Source organism: Acidobacteriota bacterium (assembly GCA_020845575.1).
In the GTDB taxonomy this organism is placed as follows: Bacteria; Acidobacteriota; Vicinamibacteria; order Vicinamibacterales; family Vicinamibacteraceae; genus Luteitalea.
This window is the reverse complement of record JADLFL010000040.1, coordinates 174,929-191,169: the sequence shown is the minus strand read 5'-3', so window position 1 is coordinate 191,169 and position 16,241 is coordinate 174,929. Positions and strand designations below refer to the sequence as shown.

Annotated in this window: 14 protein-coding genes and 1 riboswitch; of the genes, 9 read left to right on the top strand and 5 right to left on the bottom strand. The window is 68.0% G+C overall.

Annotated elements, in window-relative coordinates:
- Positions 1-346: 346 nt before the first annotated feature.
- The 6 genes from IT182_12000 to IT182_11975 all read left to right on the top strand — a co-directional run bounded on the left by IT182_12000 (position 347) and on the right by IT182_11975 (position 7,998).
- Positions 347-3,733 (top strand): TonB-dependent receptor, encoded by a 3,387-nt coding sequence (locus IT182_12000; protein ID MCC6164061.1) that lies wholly within the window; start codon positions 347-349, stop codon positions 3,731-3,733.
- Between the two features lie 358 nt (positions 3,734-4,091).
- On the top strand, positions 4,092-4,691 hold the full coding sequence (locus tag IT182_11995; protein ID MCC6164060.1) for a hypothetical protein: 600 nt from the start codon (positions 4,092-4,094) through the stop codon (positions 4,689-4,691).
- Complete coding sequence (locus IT182_11990; protein ID MCC6164059.1) at positions 4,688-5,998, top strand: PD40 domain-containing protein; 1,311 nt, start codon at positions 4,688-4,690, stop codon at positions 5,996-5,998. Before IT182_11995 ends, IT182_11990 begins: the two co-directional genes overlap by 4 nt.
- Positions 5,999-6,072: 74 nt before the next feature.
- Positions 6,073-6,345, top strand: coding sequence for a hypothetical protein (locus tag IT182_11985; protein ID MCC6164058.1), 273 nt, complete (start codon positions 6,073-6,075; stop codon positions 6,343-6,345).
- Positions 6,345-6,947: a TonB family protein gene (locus tag IT182_11980; protein MCC6164057.1), complete on the top strand. Its 603-nt coding sequence runs from the start codon at positions 6,345-6,347 to the stop codon at positions 6,945-6,947. Before IT182_11985 ends, IT182_11980 begins: the two co-directional genes overlap by 1 nt.
- A 211-nt stretch (positions 6,948-7,158) precedes the next feature.
- Positions 7,159-7,998: an SDR family NAD(P)-dependent oxidoreductase gene (locus IT182_11975; GenBank protein ID MCC6164056.1), complete on the top strand. Its 840-nt coding sequence runs from the start codon at positions 7,159-7,161 to the stop codon at positions 7,996-7,998.
- A gap of 335 nt (positions 7,999-8,333) precedes the next feature.
- Here the strand turns inward: IT182_11975 and IT182_11970 are convergent, their stop codons facing one another.
- Positions 8,334-9,215 (bottom strand): aldo/keto reductase, encoded by an 882-nt coding sequence (locus IT182_11970; GenBank protein MCC6164055.1) that lies wholly within the window; start codon positions 9,213-9,215, stop codon positions 8,334-8,336.
- A 41-nt stretch (positions 9,216-9,256) separates the two neighbouring features.
- Positions 9,257-9,685 carry a YjbQ family protein gene (locus IT182_11965; protein ID MCC6164054.1) on the bottom strand — a complete coding sequence of 143 codons (429 nt, stop codon included), beginning with the start codon at positions 9,683-9,685 and terminating at the stop codon, positions 9,257-9,259.
- 286 nt (positions 9,686-9,971) lie between these two features.
- Between IT182_11965 and IT182_11960 the strand changes: the two genes are divergently transcribed.
- Both IT182_11960 and IT182_11955 read left to right on the top strand, forming a co-directional pair.
- Entirely contained in the window at positions 9,972-10,199 is a 228-nt protein-coding gene (locus IT182_11960; GenBank protein ID MCC6164053.1) for a hypothetical protein, read from the top strand.
- A complete protein-coding gene (locus tag IT182_11955) occupies positions 10,172-10,564 on the top strand; it encodes a PIN domain nuclease (protein ID MCC6164052.1) in 393 nt (130 codons plus the stop codon). Before IT182_11960 ends, IT182_11955 begins: the two co-directional genes overlap by 28 nt.
- Positions 10,565-10,619: 55 nt before the next feature.
- Here the strand turns inward: IT182_11955 and IT182_11950 are convergent, their stop codons facing one another.
- The 3 genes from IT182_11950 to IT182_11940 form a co-directional block, all read right to left on the bottom strand.
- Positions 10,620-11,612: a PIG-L family deacetylase gene (locus IT182_11950; protein MCC6164051.1), complete on the bottom strand. Its 993-nt coding sequence runs from the start codon at positions 11,610-11,612 to the stop codon at positions 10,620-10,622.
- Between the two features lie 230 nt (positions 11,613-11,842).
- The gene (mqnE, locus tag IT182_11945) at positions 11,843-12,937 is read right to left on the bottom strand and encodes an aminofutalosine synthase MqnE (GenBank protein MCC6164050.1); all 1,095 of its coding nucleotides are present in this window, start codon (positions 12,935-12,937) and stop codon (positions 11,843-11,845) included.
- Positions 12,938-12,990: 53 nt separating this feature from the next.
- Positions 12,991-13,494 carry a YjbQ family protein gene (locus IT182_11940; protein MCC6164049.1) on the bottom strand — a complete coding sequence of 168 codons (504 nt, stop codon included), beginning with the start codon at positions 13,492-13,494 and terminating at the stop codon, positions 12,991-12,993.
- A 277-nt stretch (positions 13,495-13,771) separates the two neighbouring features.
- A riboswitch (cobalamin riboswitch) is annotated at positions 13,772-13,929 on the top strand.
- A gap of 74 nt (positions 13,930-14,003) precedes the next feature.
- Between IT182_11940 and IT182_11935 the strand changes: the two genes are divergently transcribed.
- Complete coding sequence (locus tag IT182_11935; GenBank protein MCC6164048.1) at positions 14,004-16,241, top strand: TonB-dependent receptor; 2,238 nt, start codon at positions 14,004-14,006, stop codon at positions 16,239-16,241.

Sequence of the window (16,241 nt, the reverse complement as noted above, 5' to 3'; positions counted from 1 at the left end):
CGCCGGCGTCGCCGGCACCGTGCGGCCCGTAGCGGTGCGAGACGGTCCGGTTGATGGCATCCTGCTCCCACAGCGGGAGCGGCCGTACGATAGCAGGACGCGCGGATCATTGCTCGGGGGACGCTGCCGCAGGCGTGCGCGTGCGGCCGGCGCGAGGTGGCGCTGGATGCCTCCGCGAGATTGTCATTGCGCGCCGCCGAAGTCGGGCCTAGCATGCTGATGAACCAGCACATCACCAGGCACGACATCCGTGCCGGGCACTGGCGTGAGCATGACGTTGCGGCCTGGAGTTCGCATGTCTCGAATGCACTCGTCCTCCACGAGCTCGTCCGCTCTTCGAGCGGGCTTGCTCGTTCGTCTGTGGCTGATCCCGATCTGCCTCGTGTGCCTCGTCGCGCGGTCAGCGCCGGCGCAGTCGACACTCGGCACGATTCGCGGTGCCATCACCGACGCACAGGGCGGCGTCCTTCCCGGCGCCTCCATCGTCATCACCGACGAAGACACGGGAGTCACGCGCGATGCGGTGACCGACGACCAGGGCCTGTTCGAGGTCGCGAACCTGCGTCCTGGCACCTACACGGTCGACGTCACGCTCGGCGGATTCAAGGCGGCTCGCCGCACGGGTCTCGTACTCAGGGCGGCGTCGACGATCCGAACCGACCTGCCGCTCGAGGTCGGCGACGTGCAGGACGTGATCACCGTCGTGGTCGAGGGGCAGAACATCTCGGTGGAGAGTCCGTCGATTGCACGCGGGCTCGACGCGCAGCAGTTGCGCGACCTGCCGCGCAACAGCCGCGACATCCAGGACTTCCTCACGCTGAACCCGAACGTCGTCGGTGGCTTCGACGCGATCCAGTTCCTCGGCGGCCGCACGTACGGTGCGTCCTACGTGCAGGACGGCCAGCCCTCGTCGGCCGGCATCTTCGGCGAGCTGTCCAATGCGGCACCAGGCCTCGACGCCATCGCCGAAGTGCAGGTGCTCTCCAACTCGTACAGTGCGGAGTTCGGCGGCCTGGCCGGCGTGGTGGTGTCCACCAAGCGCGGCGCGAACCAGGTGCGCGGCACGTCGTTCTACGACTTCAACTCCAACGAACTGAACGCGCGCACGTACGCGCAGACGCTCAACGGCGTGTCCCGCAACAACCCGAACTCCGACACGCACGACCATCGGTTCGGGTTCAGCCTCGGCGGACCGATCCGCACCAACCGCACCTTCTTCTTCGGCAACTACGAAGGCGGCAGGCTCAAGGCACTCGGCGGCGGGGCGCAGGCGATCGTGCCGACGCAGGCGATGCGCGCCGGCGACTTCTCGGGTTCCAGCTTCGTCATCAGGGATCCGACGACGGGACTTCCCTTCCCGGGCAATCGGATCCCCGCCGGCCGTCTCGATCCGGCGGCACAGAAGATCGTGGCGATGTTCTTCCCGGATCCGAACCAGGCGGGACTGGCCAACGGCTACGGCACGTACAGGCAGATCCTGCCGCTCGAGCGCACGCGCGACAGGGCCGACCTGCGCATCGATCACGAATTGACGTCCAACGACTCGCTCTTCGGCCGCGTGAGCTGGCAACGGCGCGACCCCGATGCGTTCACGTTCGAGAACACGGGCGGCAACGGCGGTGGAGGGCTCACGAACCTCGGCATCCTGGAGCGCTCGTCGCGGGCGATGACCGTCGCGACGGGATGGACGCGCACGTTCACCAACACGATCGTCAACGAGTTCCGCATGGGGTACAGCGCCGACGTCCGCGATCGACGCAGCCAGTACATCGCGGGACAGGTCGGCGCGTCGGTGGGCGTCGAGGTGCCGGCACTGGCACAGGGCGTGCCTGGCTACCCGCAGTTCATCTTCGGTGGCGCCAACCGGCCGTCGGACATCCGCGACCAGCGCCAGAACACGTTCAGGGATCTCGACCAGTCGGCCTTCTCGATCAGCAACACCACGACATGGGTGAAGGGCCGTCACTCGCTGCGGTTCGGCGGCAACTACGCGCGCAACTTCGCTACCGACGGCTACTCCACGGGGGCCAATGAGTCCAAGGGCCAGTACAACTTCACGGGGTGGGCCACGGGCAACGCGTTCGCCGACTTCCTCCTCGGCCTGCCCAACACGGTGCGCGAGCAGCGCAACACGCGCGGCGACCTGCCGATGGACACCGTGTCCAACGACTGGGCACTGTTCGTCCAGGACGACTTCAAGGTCTCGCCTGCGCTCACGCTCTTCCTCGGTCTGCGCTACGAAGTGGTGGGCGTCTTCGTCGATCGCAACGACATCTTCGCCAACTTCGTCCTGGATGACGGCGGGCATCACGTGGTGCCGAACGCGCAGGTGGCGGCGCTGCTGCCGCCAGGCGCCGTGGCGCTCGGACGCACACAACTGGCCAGCGACGTCGGCGTCGGCCCCGGACTGATGAAGACCGACAGGAACAACTTCAGCCCCCGCGTCGGCTTCGCCTATCGCATTGGCCCCGAGGCCAGGACCGTGGTACGCGGCGGCTTCGGCATCTTCCATCCGACCGGCGCCGCACAGGGGGCGCGCGACATCATGTCGCGCAACCCCTTCCGCTACGCCATCACGCGCAACAGGGCCACGCTGCAGAACGGCTTCACGACGGGCACCGTCAGCACATCGCAGGGCTTCGGCAACCAGGGTCTCGACATCAACCTCGAGAGCCCGGACATCTATCAGTACAACCTGACACTCGAGCGTGAACTGCCGGGCGATCTCGGCCTCCGCGTCAGCTATCTGGGATCCACGATGCGAAAGCTGCTGGTGACGCGTGAAGCCAACAGCGTACCGGCGAGCAGCGTCCCGCTCGGCGACATCTACGAGGATCCAGAAGCGCAGGCCCGGCTGCCGTACCCGATCTACGGCACGTACCTCAACATGACCACCAACGCGGGCGAGGGGCAGTTCAACGCGCTGCAGATCGAGGTGAACCGGCGGTGGCGACGCGGCTTCGCGATCAACGCCGCGTACACGCTCTCCGGCTCGAACAGCAACGCTCCCGACAGCGGCAACAGCACCATCGGCGTGATCCAGTACGACCCGTACGACATCGAGAAGGATCGCGGCCCCGACCCCAACGTCGTGAAGCATCGCGTGGTGTTCAACAGCACGTGGGACATCCCCATCGGCCGCGAGCGCCCCGTCGGCTCGACGATGCCGGTCTGGGCCGACGCGATCGTCGGCGGCTGGACGCTCTCGTCGATCGTGCAGGCGCGCTCCGGACCCAACCTGACGCCGTTCTATGTGTGGGGGACCGACCCGCTCTACCCCGCCAACACCGGCGTGGGGCTCGATGGCGTGGGCCAGTTCGGCGAGTCGTGGCGTCCGGACGTCACCGGCGATCCGAACACCGGCGGAACGCGCGCGCGCTTCTTCGACGTCTCGGCCTACCGCCTGCCTGCCGACGGCACGCTCGGCAACGCGAAGAAGGGCAGCCTGAAGGGACCGGGCACGTGGATCGCGAACTTCGCGATCTACAAGGACATCGTCCGCGCATCGGGTGTCCAGGTGCAGTTCACGGCGATGCTCGACAACGCGTTCAACCATCCGCAGTTCTTCGTGCCGGGTCTCGGCACCGGCGGATTCGTCGATCTCACCGACTACCTGCTCAACGGCCTCGACGACAACGGCACGACGGGCGTGCTCGGCGCCGACACCGTCGGTAACGTGGAGGGATTCGCCGCCGGCCGCGTCATCAGGCTCGGGCTGCGCCTGCGGTTCTGAGCACAACCGGGCACCGGGCAGCGGACACAGGATTCCCGGAATGTCGCCCCGTGCCCGGTGCCCGGACGTGTCGGGGCCTGCATTTCCACGCCGACTCGACGACAGCTTCATGCCGGGCGCCGGTCGTCGTGTCGTGTTCCATGCTCGGTTTGCGATCTACCTGCGAGAAGCGGACGTTCTGCGTCACGCGCATCGCAGGCTCGACACGTCATCCAGGAGCACGACATGCACGGCACAAAGAGGCACGCCATCCACACGTCCACGACAACGGGCGCCACCCCCACTGGCACGGCCAGCACGCTCGTGGTGACGGCCGACGCCCCCGCAGTCGTCGTCACGCGGTGAGCAGGAGGCGGACGTGCTTCCCATCCACAGACATCGCTCCGTACGCCGCGCGGTGCTTGGCATCGCCATGCTTGCGCTACCGAACACCCACGCCACCTCGACGTTCGCGGCCGACGCCATCGGCACACCCGCCTGGATGGCGCGCGTCGCGCAGTCCAGCGGCGCCGACGCCGAAGACGACACCAGGTGGCTGCAACTGCTCGACGCGGATGCACGGCGCGTGCTCGCGCGGGTCCGACGGTGCTCGCCGTTCCTGCGCCAACAGTTGGTGCGGATCGCCCGCACACCGCGGCTGACGGTGTCCGTCCGTGTCGCGCATCGGTCGTTACTCCCCGGTGCCAATGCGTACACGAGGTTCACCACCACGCCGGACGGCCTGCACGCGGCAATGGAGGTCACGGCGTCCGTCAGCCTGAACGAACGCCTCGGGCACGAGCTCGAGCACATCATCGAAGTGCTCGACGGCGTGCGTCTCCGCGACCGCCTCGGCGCGGGCGACCGGACGGTACGCTGGTCATCGACGTCACACGCGTACGAGACCGACCGCGCGATCCACGCCGGCCGCATCGTCGAGTCCGAGTGCTGGACCAACCGTACCCGGGGCACGACATGAGAGCCCGTTCACCGCGGATGACGGCGGCAGTGCTTGCCGCCGTCGTGCTGCCGAAGCCCGCACTGCCGTCGTTCAGCGTTCTGCCGGTACAGGAGCGACGTGACGCCACTCGAGTACACGCCGCGGCCAGCATGGCGGCCAACGGTCTGGTCATCGCGTTCGAGTCGTTCGCGGCACTGGTACCGGAGGATCGCAACGGCACGCGCGACGTCTATCTTGCCGATCTGGCAACGTCCGAGATCGTCCTCGTGTCGCGAACACCCGACGGCCGGGCCGGCAACGGCCCGAGCCATACGCCGAGCATCTCGGCCGACGGCGCCCGTGTCGCGTTCACATCGGCCGCGCCGGATCTCGCGCAAGGCGATCGGGGCCAGCGCTCACACGTGTTCGTGTTCGAGCGGAGCAGCCGGCGCGTCACGCTGCTCTCCGGGGACAGCGTCGCGTCGATCGTGCCGACCGAGAGCCATGCGCCGCGCATCTCCGCCGACGGCCGTATCGTGGCCTATCAGATGGCTGCAGGAGCTGCCGGCGCCCATGCAGGCTGCGTCGAGGTGATACGCGTCGAGGTCGATACCGGCACACGGCAATGCGTGTCATGCGTTCCCGACAACGAACACCGCGACGCGGTACACGCGACACGTCCCGGTCTCTCGGCCGATGGTTCCACGATCGTCTACCTGCGACGGCTCGCAAGGTCGCAGCCGGCCGATCACGAGATCTGGCTGCATGCGCATACGCGCAATGCGGCGCTCCGCCTCGACGGTATCGGGCCGGGCTCGCGCACGATGGATGAAGTGCTCACGCCGGAGATGTCTGCCGACGGGCGCTGGCTCACGTTCGCCGCGTATCCGCGCCGCACGGCCGGCACGGACGGTCGCCGCGCATCACAGATCTACGTGCAGGCGCTGCCGAACGGACGTCCCATGCTCGTCACCGCGACGGCCGCGGGGCGCCCGGCCAACGGCAACAGCCTGCTGCCCTCGATGAGCGCGGACGGCGCGCGCATCGCGTTCCAGTCCACCGCGTCGAACCTCCCGTGCGGGCGCTCGGTGCCGCGGTGCGATGACATCAATCTCGTGGCCGACGTCTTCATCTGGGACCGCTCGACGCGCCACATCACGCGCATCACGCCGCCGTCAGGCCACCCGCCGTGGTTGAACCCGAGCGAAGCGCCGGTGCTCAGCGGTGACGGACGGGTGGTCGCCTTCCTCTCGAGACAACCTGTGTCTGCCGACGACGAACGCAGCCACTTCAACCTCTACGTCGTTCGTTCCGATACGCAGGCGATCAGCGGATCCGGGCCATGACGATGGCGCTGGCGGGCGTCGGTCCGTACGTCGGCGCTCATGTGGTGGTTGGCTGATCGGCACTGCGGCATCTCATGGACACGTTCTACGACGGCTCGCGCGCCAAGGTCATGGCGGCGCTCCTCGGCGCCGGCGCGGGCAAGCTCACGCCCGAGGAGCTCGAAGGCAACGAGGCGCCCGTGCTTCTCGTGACATTCTGCGCGGCGCCGGTGATCGCACCGATCGGTTACGTATTGCCGTCGGTGGACGTGCGCATGCCGCCCGCCGTGAAGCTCTGCCGCACCAGCGCGAGTCGACGCCGAACCCTCCAAAACCTCGGTCGGAACGCCAACGCACGCTCTTCCTGATGACGACGCCACGGTCGACGATGAACGATCGCTGGCGCTGCTCGCACCGTCGACAGACCTGCGGTGACGGCCGCACGGCCGAGGCCACGACCGACGCGGAGGGGCGCTTCTTCTTCGCCGGCGTGGATGACGGCCGGTACGCGCTGGCCGCGAGCGTGCCCGGCTTCGTACCCGTCAGCCAGACCATCCAGTTTGCGCAGCTCGCTGACTGGACGCGCATCGTCACGCTGCAGGTGGACGCGATCAAGGAGACGCTCGCCGTGAAGGCGAAGCGTGGCTCCGGAGCCGTCGCGCCGGCCTCAGGTCCGATTCGCGTCCGAGTGGGCGGTCACATCAAGCCGCCGCGGAGAACGCACGACGTGTCGCCCGTCTATCCCGACGCCGCGCGCGACGCGGGCTACGAAGGCACAGTGAGCATCGACGCGGTGATCGCACGCGATGGTGCCGTCATCGCGAGCCGCGTCACCTCGCCCGACGTCCATCCCGCGCTTGCGACAGCCGCACCCGGCGCCGTCAGGCAGTGGCGCTTCTCGCCCACCCTCCTCAACCGCAACCCTATCGAAGTCGTGATGACGGTTTCGGTCGCCTTCACGCTGGAGTGACAATCCGGCAACGGGCAACCGGCACACCGGCAACCGGTTGGGCCCGTCGGCATCGCGTCGCCGTTCAATCCGGCGCACGGGGCCCCATCGCGTTGGCCGGTTGCCCGTTGCCCGTTGCCGGTTGCCGGTTGCCGGTTGCCGGTTGCCGGTTGCCGGTTGCCGCTATGATCCCGCCATGCATCGACTGGGCCTGGCTCTCGCGCTGATCGCCATGACCGGCCTGTCCGCTGGCGCGCAGCCGGCGGCGGCTCCCGCACCGGACGCGCGCGTTGCGTTTGTCACGGGCTCGACCGATGGACTCGGCCGTGAGCTGGCACGCCGGCTTGCGGCACAGGGTGCGCACGTCATCGTGCACGGCCGCAACGGCGAACGCGGGCAGGCGCTCGTCGCCGAGATCGAGAAAGCCGGCAAGGGGTCGGCACGCTTCTATCGCGCCGACTTCGCGTCGCTCGCCGAGGTCCGCACGCTGGCCGACGCCATCACCCGCGACTACTCGCGCCTCGACCTGCTCGTGAACAACGCCGGCATCTTCCTGCGCGACGAGCGGCAGGTCAGCGCCGACGGACACGAGCTGACGTTCGCCGTGAACTACCTCGCAGGCTACATCCTCACCCATCGACTCCTGCCGCTCCTCGAGAAGGGCCGCGCGCCGCGCATCATCAACGTCTCGTCGCGCAGCGCGGCGCCGATCGACTTCACAGACGTGATGATCGAACGCGGTTACACGGGCTATCGCGCGTACAGCCAGAGCAAACTCGCCCAGGTGATGTTCACCATCGATCTGGCGGAGGAGCTGAAGTCCAAAGGCATCGTCGTGCAGGCGGTCCACCCTGCCACGGGCATGGACACGAACATGATCGCGTCCGTGGGCATGACGCCACGGACCACCATCGACGAGGGTGCCGACGCCGTGATGGCCGCCATCGCCACCGACGCGCCGAGCGGCAGCTACTTCCTCGGCAAGGTCGTGTCACCGCCGCACGCGCAGGCCACCGACGCCGACGCCAGACGCCAACTGCGCGAGATCAGTACGCGGCTGACGATGAAGTAGGCGCACGTCATCGATGCTGCCGCTGCGGCGACGACGCCACGTGCCCGGTGGGAGTCCGTCAATGTGTCCTTCTCGAGAGGACACATTGGCGCCAATCAGGTCTCCACAGGAGGACAGATCTGGTTCTATCGAACGCCGTCTGCGGCTATCCGTCGCTCGGGACTCAGACGTCGCCAACCCACCACGCACCGCGGTGACGCTGTCGCTGCCCACGCGGTCTCCGTGCGCACGCGTGAGGTCGGAAGGGATGTGTGAGATCGGCCTCGAAAGCGCGCTGGCCCGCGTGCGCGACTGGCGCCGCCGCTCCTCGCACGCGACCAGTCATCGACGTCGTCTCACGCAAGCGCGAGGTTCAGGTTCTCGATGGCTTCGTCGATCTCGGCGGGGCTCTTGTAGCCGACGGTGACGCAATCGACGCCGGCGTCACGGAACGCGAAGCGCATGGCCTTGCGGCGGTCTTCGCGACCGAAAGCGCCTTCGCCCACCAGTTTCATGCCGACGACGCCCATCCCCTGCTTCCGGACGGCGTGTACGTGCGAGACGACCTCGGGGACGTTGCCGAGGCCCTGCGTCGCGTAGTCTTCGGCGTCCATGGCCTTGCCGGTGTGGTTCACGCGAATCATCGCGACGTCGAGCCACGCGTTACCTGGCACTCGCCGCAAGGCGGGCAATCCGTGCACCGACGCACCATGGCCGAGCACGATCTTCCGGGACTGCACGTCGAGGATCGCGTCCTGCCAGCGCGCGGTATCTGTCGGCCACGTCGCGGTGTGCTGCCAGTGCAGCAGCATGATGTCGAAGTACTCGGTGTTGGCGAGACGACGGAGTTCGTCGAACTTCTGCTGCGGATCGACGCCGTCGCGCGTGGTCACCTTCGACATGATCTGGTAGGTGTCGCGCGGGATGCCCTTCAACGCGATGCCGAGCATGCGGTGCATCTCGCCATACGACTCGGCCGTCTCGAAGAAGCGGATGCCGTTGTCGTAGGCATGGCGCACCAGTCGCGTGAAGCCGTCCTGTCCGAGGTCGCGCTGGACGCGTCCGCTGAAGCTGCCGGTCCCGAACGCCAGCCGCGTGACCGTGACGCCCGATCGACCGAGCGTGACTGCGTCCGTCGCACTCCGCCGCCGGGCGCTGACCGACAGCGAGCCGGTCGCGGCCAGGGTGCCAGCGGCAAGCCCGGTCTTCAGGAATGCGCGTCGGGTGAAAGGCGCCATCGTTCGTCCTCCGGTGCGGAATGGGCGAATGGTACCAGAGCTCAGCGCGCGTCGCCGATGAGGTGAACGACGACCGATCGTGTGTGCGGCGAGGTCCGGTGCTCCCAGACGTAGATGTCCTGCCACGTGCCGAGACACAGTCGCCCGTCGGCTACCGGCACGCTCAGGTTGACCGTCGTGAGCGCGGTCCTGATGTGCGCCGGCATGTCATCGCCGCCCTCGACCGTGTGGACGAAGAGCGCGTCGCCGTCAGGCACCAGACGCGCGAAGAACCGCTCGAAGTCGCGCCTGACGTCGGGATCGGCGTTCTCCTGAATCAGGAGCGACGCCGAGGTGTGCTGGAGATGGAGCGTGCAGAGCCCCGTGCGTATGCCCGCGTCCGCGACGCGCGCCTGCACGTCGCGCGTGATCTCGTAGAACCCGCGCCCGCGAGTGGCCACCGTCAGCCGTTCGAGTGTCTGGTGAACCATCAGGGGATGCTCTCAGGAATCGGCGACACCGCCGCGCCTTTGGCACGAATGTCCGGCAACGGCCCGGCACAGGCACGCAACCGCCTGACGGGCGGGCGTGGCCCTTGCAGTTCGTCCATGGCAGCGCGGAACCTGAAGTTCTCGGCGATGCGGCGGGCTGCATCTGTCGAGCGTCGGCGCGCCTGTCTGCTCGTGCGCCTGGTCTCGGAGGCCGTCATGAGAACAGTGTACGGGGTGCAGGCATGCGCCGAACGACGTTCAGGTCCGGCGAGAGTATGATTTTCGTATGCAGAAAACGCGTGTCTCCGTCACGGTGCGGCGCGAGGTTCTGAAGGGCGCCGAGCGCCAGGTCAAGCGTGGAAAAGCGAAGTCCGTCAGCGCCTGGGTCGATTCGGCCATGGAGGAGAAGGCACGGCGCGAAGATCTGACGACGCTCTTGGCCGAGATGCGGGCCGAAAACGGTCCGCCCACGAAAGAGGAGGAAGCATGGGCGCGGAGCGTGCTCGGCCTGTAGTACTCGATACGGGTGCGCTCATCGCCTTCGAGCGAAACGATCGACGAGTCCGAACGCTGGTCGAACTCGCGGTCGCGCATCATCGCGCGCTACATGCCCCGGCCGGGGTCATCGCCCAGGCTTGGCGCGACGGTCGCACACAGGCACGCATTGCCCGCCTATTGGGCTCGGATACCGTCAACATCACCGCGCTGGACGGCAATGAGGCAAGAGCCGTTGGCGTGCTCTGCCGTGAGACGGGCACGTCGGATGTCGTGGACGCAAGCGTGGTACTGGTCGCGCGCAGGTACTCGGCTCTGGTCGTCACCAGCGATCCGGGCGACATCGGGCGCATCGATGCGTCATTGGACCTCGTCGCGTGCTGAGGGCAGACGCGATCGGATCTGAAGTCGCATGGCTGTCCATGCTCGTGCAGACAGGTCAGCGTGGAGTCGCGTGTTGGCGGAGGTATTCCTGCACCGCGTCGGGTGGCGTGGAAATGTAATGGAATGCTTCCGCGTACGCGATGCCGTGCGGGGCGCCGGCGTCTCGGTCGCGGTCCAGGACGAACTGGCGGATGTACTCGCGGTTGGCGGTCCTGTCATCGTCGCCGAGCAGTGGGAGGCGTCGCCCTTCGGCCGCGAGTCTGGCGCGTAGCCGTTGTCCGCTCTGCCCGGCCGGTCCCTGCGCCGCGTTCTCGAGGTTCACGTCGATCTTGCGCTCCACCCACGGGCCGATGTCCACGATGCGATTGACGCGCTGCTGGAAGCGGGCGAAGTAGTACTTCTCGCTCACCGAATGCGGGACGAGCCCGGCGGCGAAATGCTCCGGGTAATCCTTCCTGCCGCCAGCCATCCATGCTGCCGCTTCGACGCAGCGGCTCGTCACCGCGTGGTCGGGGTTCTCCTCATACGCGCTCCACGGATCGTAGGTGACGACGATGTCGGCCTTGAGCAGTCGGAAGAGGAAGATGAATCGCTGGCGCAGTTCGGCCCACGCGATGTTGTCCATCATGTGGTTGTTGTAGTTGAGGTCGAAGGTGCGCGTGACGCCGAGCGCCTTCCCCACGGCCTCGGAGTCGCGCCAGTTGGCCATGACCGTCTCCGCGTACGATCCGGGGCCGGCCATGTCGTCGTTTGTCACGCGAATCACGTAGCCTGTCGCCCCCTCGTCGATCAGCTTCAGGACGATGCCGGCGGCAAAGAGAGGAATGTCGTCGGAGTGCGGCTGGATGGCCACGACGACCTGCCCCGCTCGCGGCTTGCCCTCGCGCTGCCGCTCGATGACCAGCGGCTGATGCGCGTCGAACTGGCGAAGCGGCGGTCCCGACGGCTGGCCGTTCGCAGGCGCTGGTACCTGCGCGTGCGCGCGTACGGCACCCATCCCCATCAAGCCCAACGGCCACGTCGCATGCAGAAACCGGCGTCGATCCATGACGTCCTCCCTTGTCGATGCACGCAAGAGTACTCCGAGCGTCCGAATGGGCGCGGGTCCTGTCGCCGGACAGCCCCACCCGTCCGCAGCGCGAACAGCACTCGTACGGGAGACGCGCTTGCGGGCGGGCGGGGCCCGTCCGGCGCCACCCGCGCCCGCATCGGGTGCGAATCGAATGGAGGCCGGCCGGCCCTACCGGTTGCCCGGTGCCGGGTTGCCGGTTGCCGTCGTCAGACGCTTACGAGGTTGTACATCGTGTCGCGTTCGAGGGGGGTGCGGCCGGCGCGTTCGACGAGGTGACGGAGTTGGGGGGTGGTGAGGATGTCTGGCGTATCGGAGCCGGCCATGTGGTAGATGCGCTCTTCCTGCACCGTGCCATCGAGGTCGTCGGCGCCGAACCAGAGCGCGGCCTGTGCCACTGACACGCCCGTCGCGATCCAGAACGCCTTGATGTGCTCGACGTTGTCGAGCATCAGTCGCGACACGGCGATCGTGCGCAGCGTGTCGGCCGCCGTCGGGGGCGGCAGCTTCCGCATCTGGTTGTTGTCGGGATGGAACGTCAGCGGGATGAACGCCTGGAAACCGCCTGTCTCGTCCTGCGCTGCGCGCACGCGCACCATGTGATCCACGCGTTCGTCGAGACGCTCGATGTGCCCGAACAACATCGTCACATTGGTCTTCATGCCGAGCCGGTGCGCGATGGCGTGGATGGCCAGGTACCGGTCCGCATCCGCCTTGTCGTGCGCGATCTTGCGCCGCACGCGATCGGCGAAGATCTCGGCGCCGCCGCCGGGAATCGACTCCAGCCCCACCGCCATCAGCTCGCGCAGCACCTGCTCGTCGGTCATCCCGTAGAGATCGGCGAAGAACGCGATCTCCACGGCCGTGAACGCCTTGAGCGTGATCTCCGGACGGATGCGCTTGAAGCCCGCGAGCAGATCCCTGTAGTAGCTGAACGGCAGATGCGGGTGCAGGCCGTTGACGATGTGGACTTCGGTGAGGGGCTGCCCCGCCCGGCTGCGCACCTTGTCCCAGGCCTGCTCCAGCGACATCGTGTACGCACCCGGACCGCCCTCCTGCAGGCGCGCGAAGGAGCAGAAGAGACACGACGCCTGGCAGACGTTGGTGACCTCGAGACGCAGGTTGTAGTTGTAGTAGGCGCGATCGCCGTGGCGCCGCTCACGCTCGCGATTGGCGAGCCAGCCGACCAGACGCAGGTCGGGATGCTCGAAGAGGCGCAGGCCATCCTCGGCCGACAGCCGCTGGTGAGCGTCGAGTCTATCTGCGATGTCGAGCAGGCCGGCTGCGCGAAGACGCGTGCGCATGGAGAAGAACGTGGCCGACGGTGACGCCGGCATATCGGCTGGTGCCGGCGACTCTAGGCGATGCCCCACACCTGCACGCGCAGGGTGCGGGAGCGCGGGCCGTCGAGCTCACCCATCAGGATGCGCTGCCACTGACCGAGCACCACGTCGCCACCGCTGATCTGCAGCGTGAGGCTGTGCCCGAGGAGCAGGGCGCGCAGGTGGCTGTCTGCGTTCATCCTGTCGCAATCGCTGAAGTCGGGGTCGTTGTGCACCCAGGCTTCGTCGCGCGCAACCATCTTCTCCAGGAACCGCTTGATGTCCGACAGCAACGCCGTCTGGAATTCGTTGATGAACACCGTGCACGTGGTGTGCAGCGACCACAGGCTGACGATGCCCTCGCGGACGTTCAGACTACGGACGAGCTCCATGATGCGCTCGGTCAAGTCCACCACGTCGACACGCTCGTCGGTCTCGATGACGAACGTTTCGCCGTGAATCTTCAACGCACCCGCGGACGCGGTCGTCACTTCCGCAACCGGCGTCTCGCGGACGGTCACTGTGGAACTCTTGCTCATGCGCTCCTCGTTGAGGACAAGAAGGCGTCTGCGCGACCCACAGCCACACGACGCACGAAACGGGAATGTTATGCCAAGTGGTCCCGGGGCCGCAACTGATGGGTCAACGGCCGCCTGCCCGGCCCCGGCGGGTCGGGGATCCGGCCAGCGTCCGGCCCGCGACCGACCACGCCAGGCACCGGCTCGGCGTTCGTGGCCTTGCACCCGGGCAATCGGCACGGCAGGCGTGGCACGGCACCCGCGTGCTATCCTCGACGCCGACAACCCGATGTTGTCGAAGGGAAGCCGGGTGCAAATCCCGCACGGTCCCGCCACTGTGAAGCGGTGAACCGGTTTCGTCCGACGGCGGTCCCGCCGCCGTCGTCCGCCACTGCAGGTCATGCTGTGGGAAGGCGTCGAAGCCGCTCGTTTTCTCCCCGCCAAGTCAGGAAACCTTCCGTCGGGCACGTCCTCGGCCGCCGCGCATGTCGCGCGGAGGCGTCGGCGCGTGGAAACGCCGAGGAGGCTCCATGATTCGCACACCCCACCTGCCCGTGGCCGGGGTGCTGCTGGCCCTGCTGTCGACGCCCGCCCTTGCGGCCCGCGTCGCCGGCGTGGTTTCCAGCGGCCCCGGACATCCGATCGTCAACGCCCGTGTCGTGCTCGATGGCACGACAGGCCCTGTCGCGACAACGCGGACCGACACCAGCGGCCGCTTCACCATCGACGCGCCTGAGGGCGACTACGTGCTGCGCGTCGTGGCCGACGGCTTCGACGCGGCTCCGAGAACCGTCACGCTGCGCGATGCGGCAGACGCCTCGGCCGACATCACGATGGGACTGGCTGCCGTGACCGACCACGTCGTCGTCTCGGCGGGCTTCGTGCCGTTGACGCGCTCGGCGAGCGGCACGGCGCTCACGGTGCTCGATCAGGCGGAACTGCGCACGCGCCAGCTCGAGACGTCGCAGGACGCGCTGCGATCGGTGCCGGGCTTCACTGTCGCGCGCAGCGGCGGCAGGGGCGGCGTCACGTCGATCTTCCCGCGCGGCGGCGAGAGCGACTTCACGCTGCTGGTGGTGGATGGCATCCGCCTCAACGACATGGGCGGTGCCTACGATGCCGCGCACCTGCCGCTCTTCGATCTCGACCGCATCGAGGTGGTGCGCGGTCCGCAGAGCGCGATCTACGGGTCCGACGCCGTCGGCGGCGTGGTGCAACTGGTGACTCGCCGCGGCGGCACGACGCGCGCCAGCGGCCTGTTCGAAGCCGGTTCGTTCGGCACGTGGCGCGCCAACGCCGCGGCCAACGGCACGAGCGGTCTGCTCCAGTGGGGCGGCGGAGTGGAGCGCCTCGAATCCGACGGATTCACGGGCATCGCGCCGGGGACCGACGAGCGCGTGAGCAACGACGACTACCGCCGCACCGACGCCATGGCCAGCCTCGGCTACCAGGCGTCGCGACTACAGATCACCGGTCTCGTGCGCGGCGGCCGCAACGAGCGCGGCGTGCCGGGCCCGTACGGCAGCGACCCGAACCACACCTACGGCGGCGTCGACCGTGTTTCGCGCAACGACAACGAGACCTTCGCCGCAGGTGGATCGGCGGCATGGCAGTTCGGCCAGGCATGGCAGGCGCGCGGCGCTGTCACGTACGCCGACCGCGACAGCACGTTCCTGAGCATCTACACGCCGGACACCCCGACCAAGTCCGGTAACCGACTCGTGACGGGACGCGGACAGGTGGACGCCGCGTGGCTCGGTGCGTCGTGGAGCGCCGGCGCCGAAGTGTCGCGTGAGCGCGCCTCGTCCGCGTTCATCACCGGTCTGCTCGGTCAGGAGATCCCCGTCGATCGCCGCCAGGTGGGTGCGTTCGGCGAGGGCCGCATCGACAGAGGCGGCCTGTCCGTGCAGGGGGGACTGCGATACGAGCGCGTGGCGCGGCTCGCGCTCGAAGGCAATGCCTCGGCGTGGAGTCCGCGGCCGGCTTTCGACGAGGACGTCATCTCGGTGGTCAACCCGCGCGTGGCCCTGAGCTGGCGGCTGACGGGCGGAGACGCGTCGTGGCTTCGCCTGCATGGCGGATACGGCGGCGGCATGCGCGCGCCGGGCGCGTTCGAGATCGCGTTCACCAACAACCCGGGCCTGAAGCCCGAACGCACGCGCAGCCTCGACGGCGGTGTCGAAGCCGCGTGGCTCGGCGGCCGCATCGTGGCAGACGCCACGTACTTCCGCAATCGCTACGACGATCTGATCGTGACCGTCACGCGCATCGTGGGTACCAACAGCTACACCAGCGACAACATCTCCAACGCGCGCAGCGACGGCCTGGAACTGTCCGTGTCGGTCAGGCCGGTATCTGCGCTCGCGATCCGCGGCGGCCTCGTGCGCCAACGGACGGAGATCCTCGCCAATGACGATGACTCCGGCGCACCCACGCCGTTCGTGGTGGGCGACCGGCTGCTGCGCCGTCCCGATCTCGGCGCGTTCGTCGACGTGCTGGCCACGACTGGACGCGTCAGTGGATTCTTCCGCGTCGACGGCAGGAGCAACGCGGAGGACATCGACCCGAGCTTCGGCGCCAGCGCCGGGATCCTCACCAACCCGGGCTTCACCACCGCCGACGCGGGCGTCACCGTGCGTCTGCTCGATCGCGTGGAGGTCTTCGGCCGCGTGCTCAACATCTTCGATCGGTCGTACGAGGAAATCTTCGGTTTCCCCGCGCTGGGACGCAGCGCCATGGTCGGGGTCCGCGTTGCTACGAGCCGATGA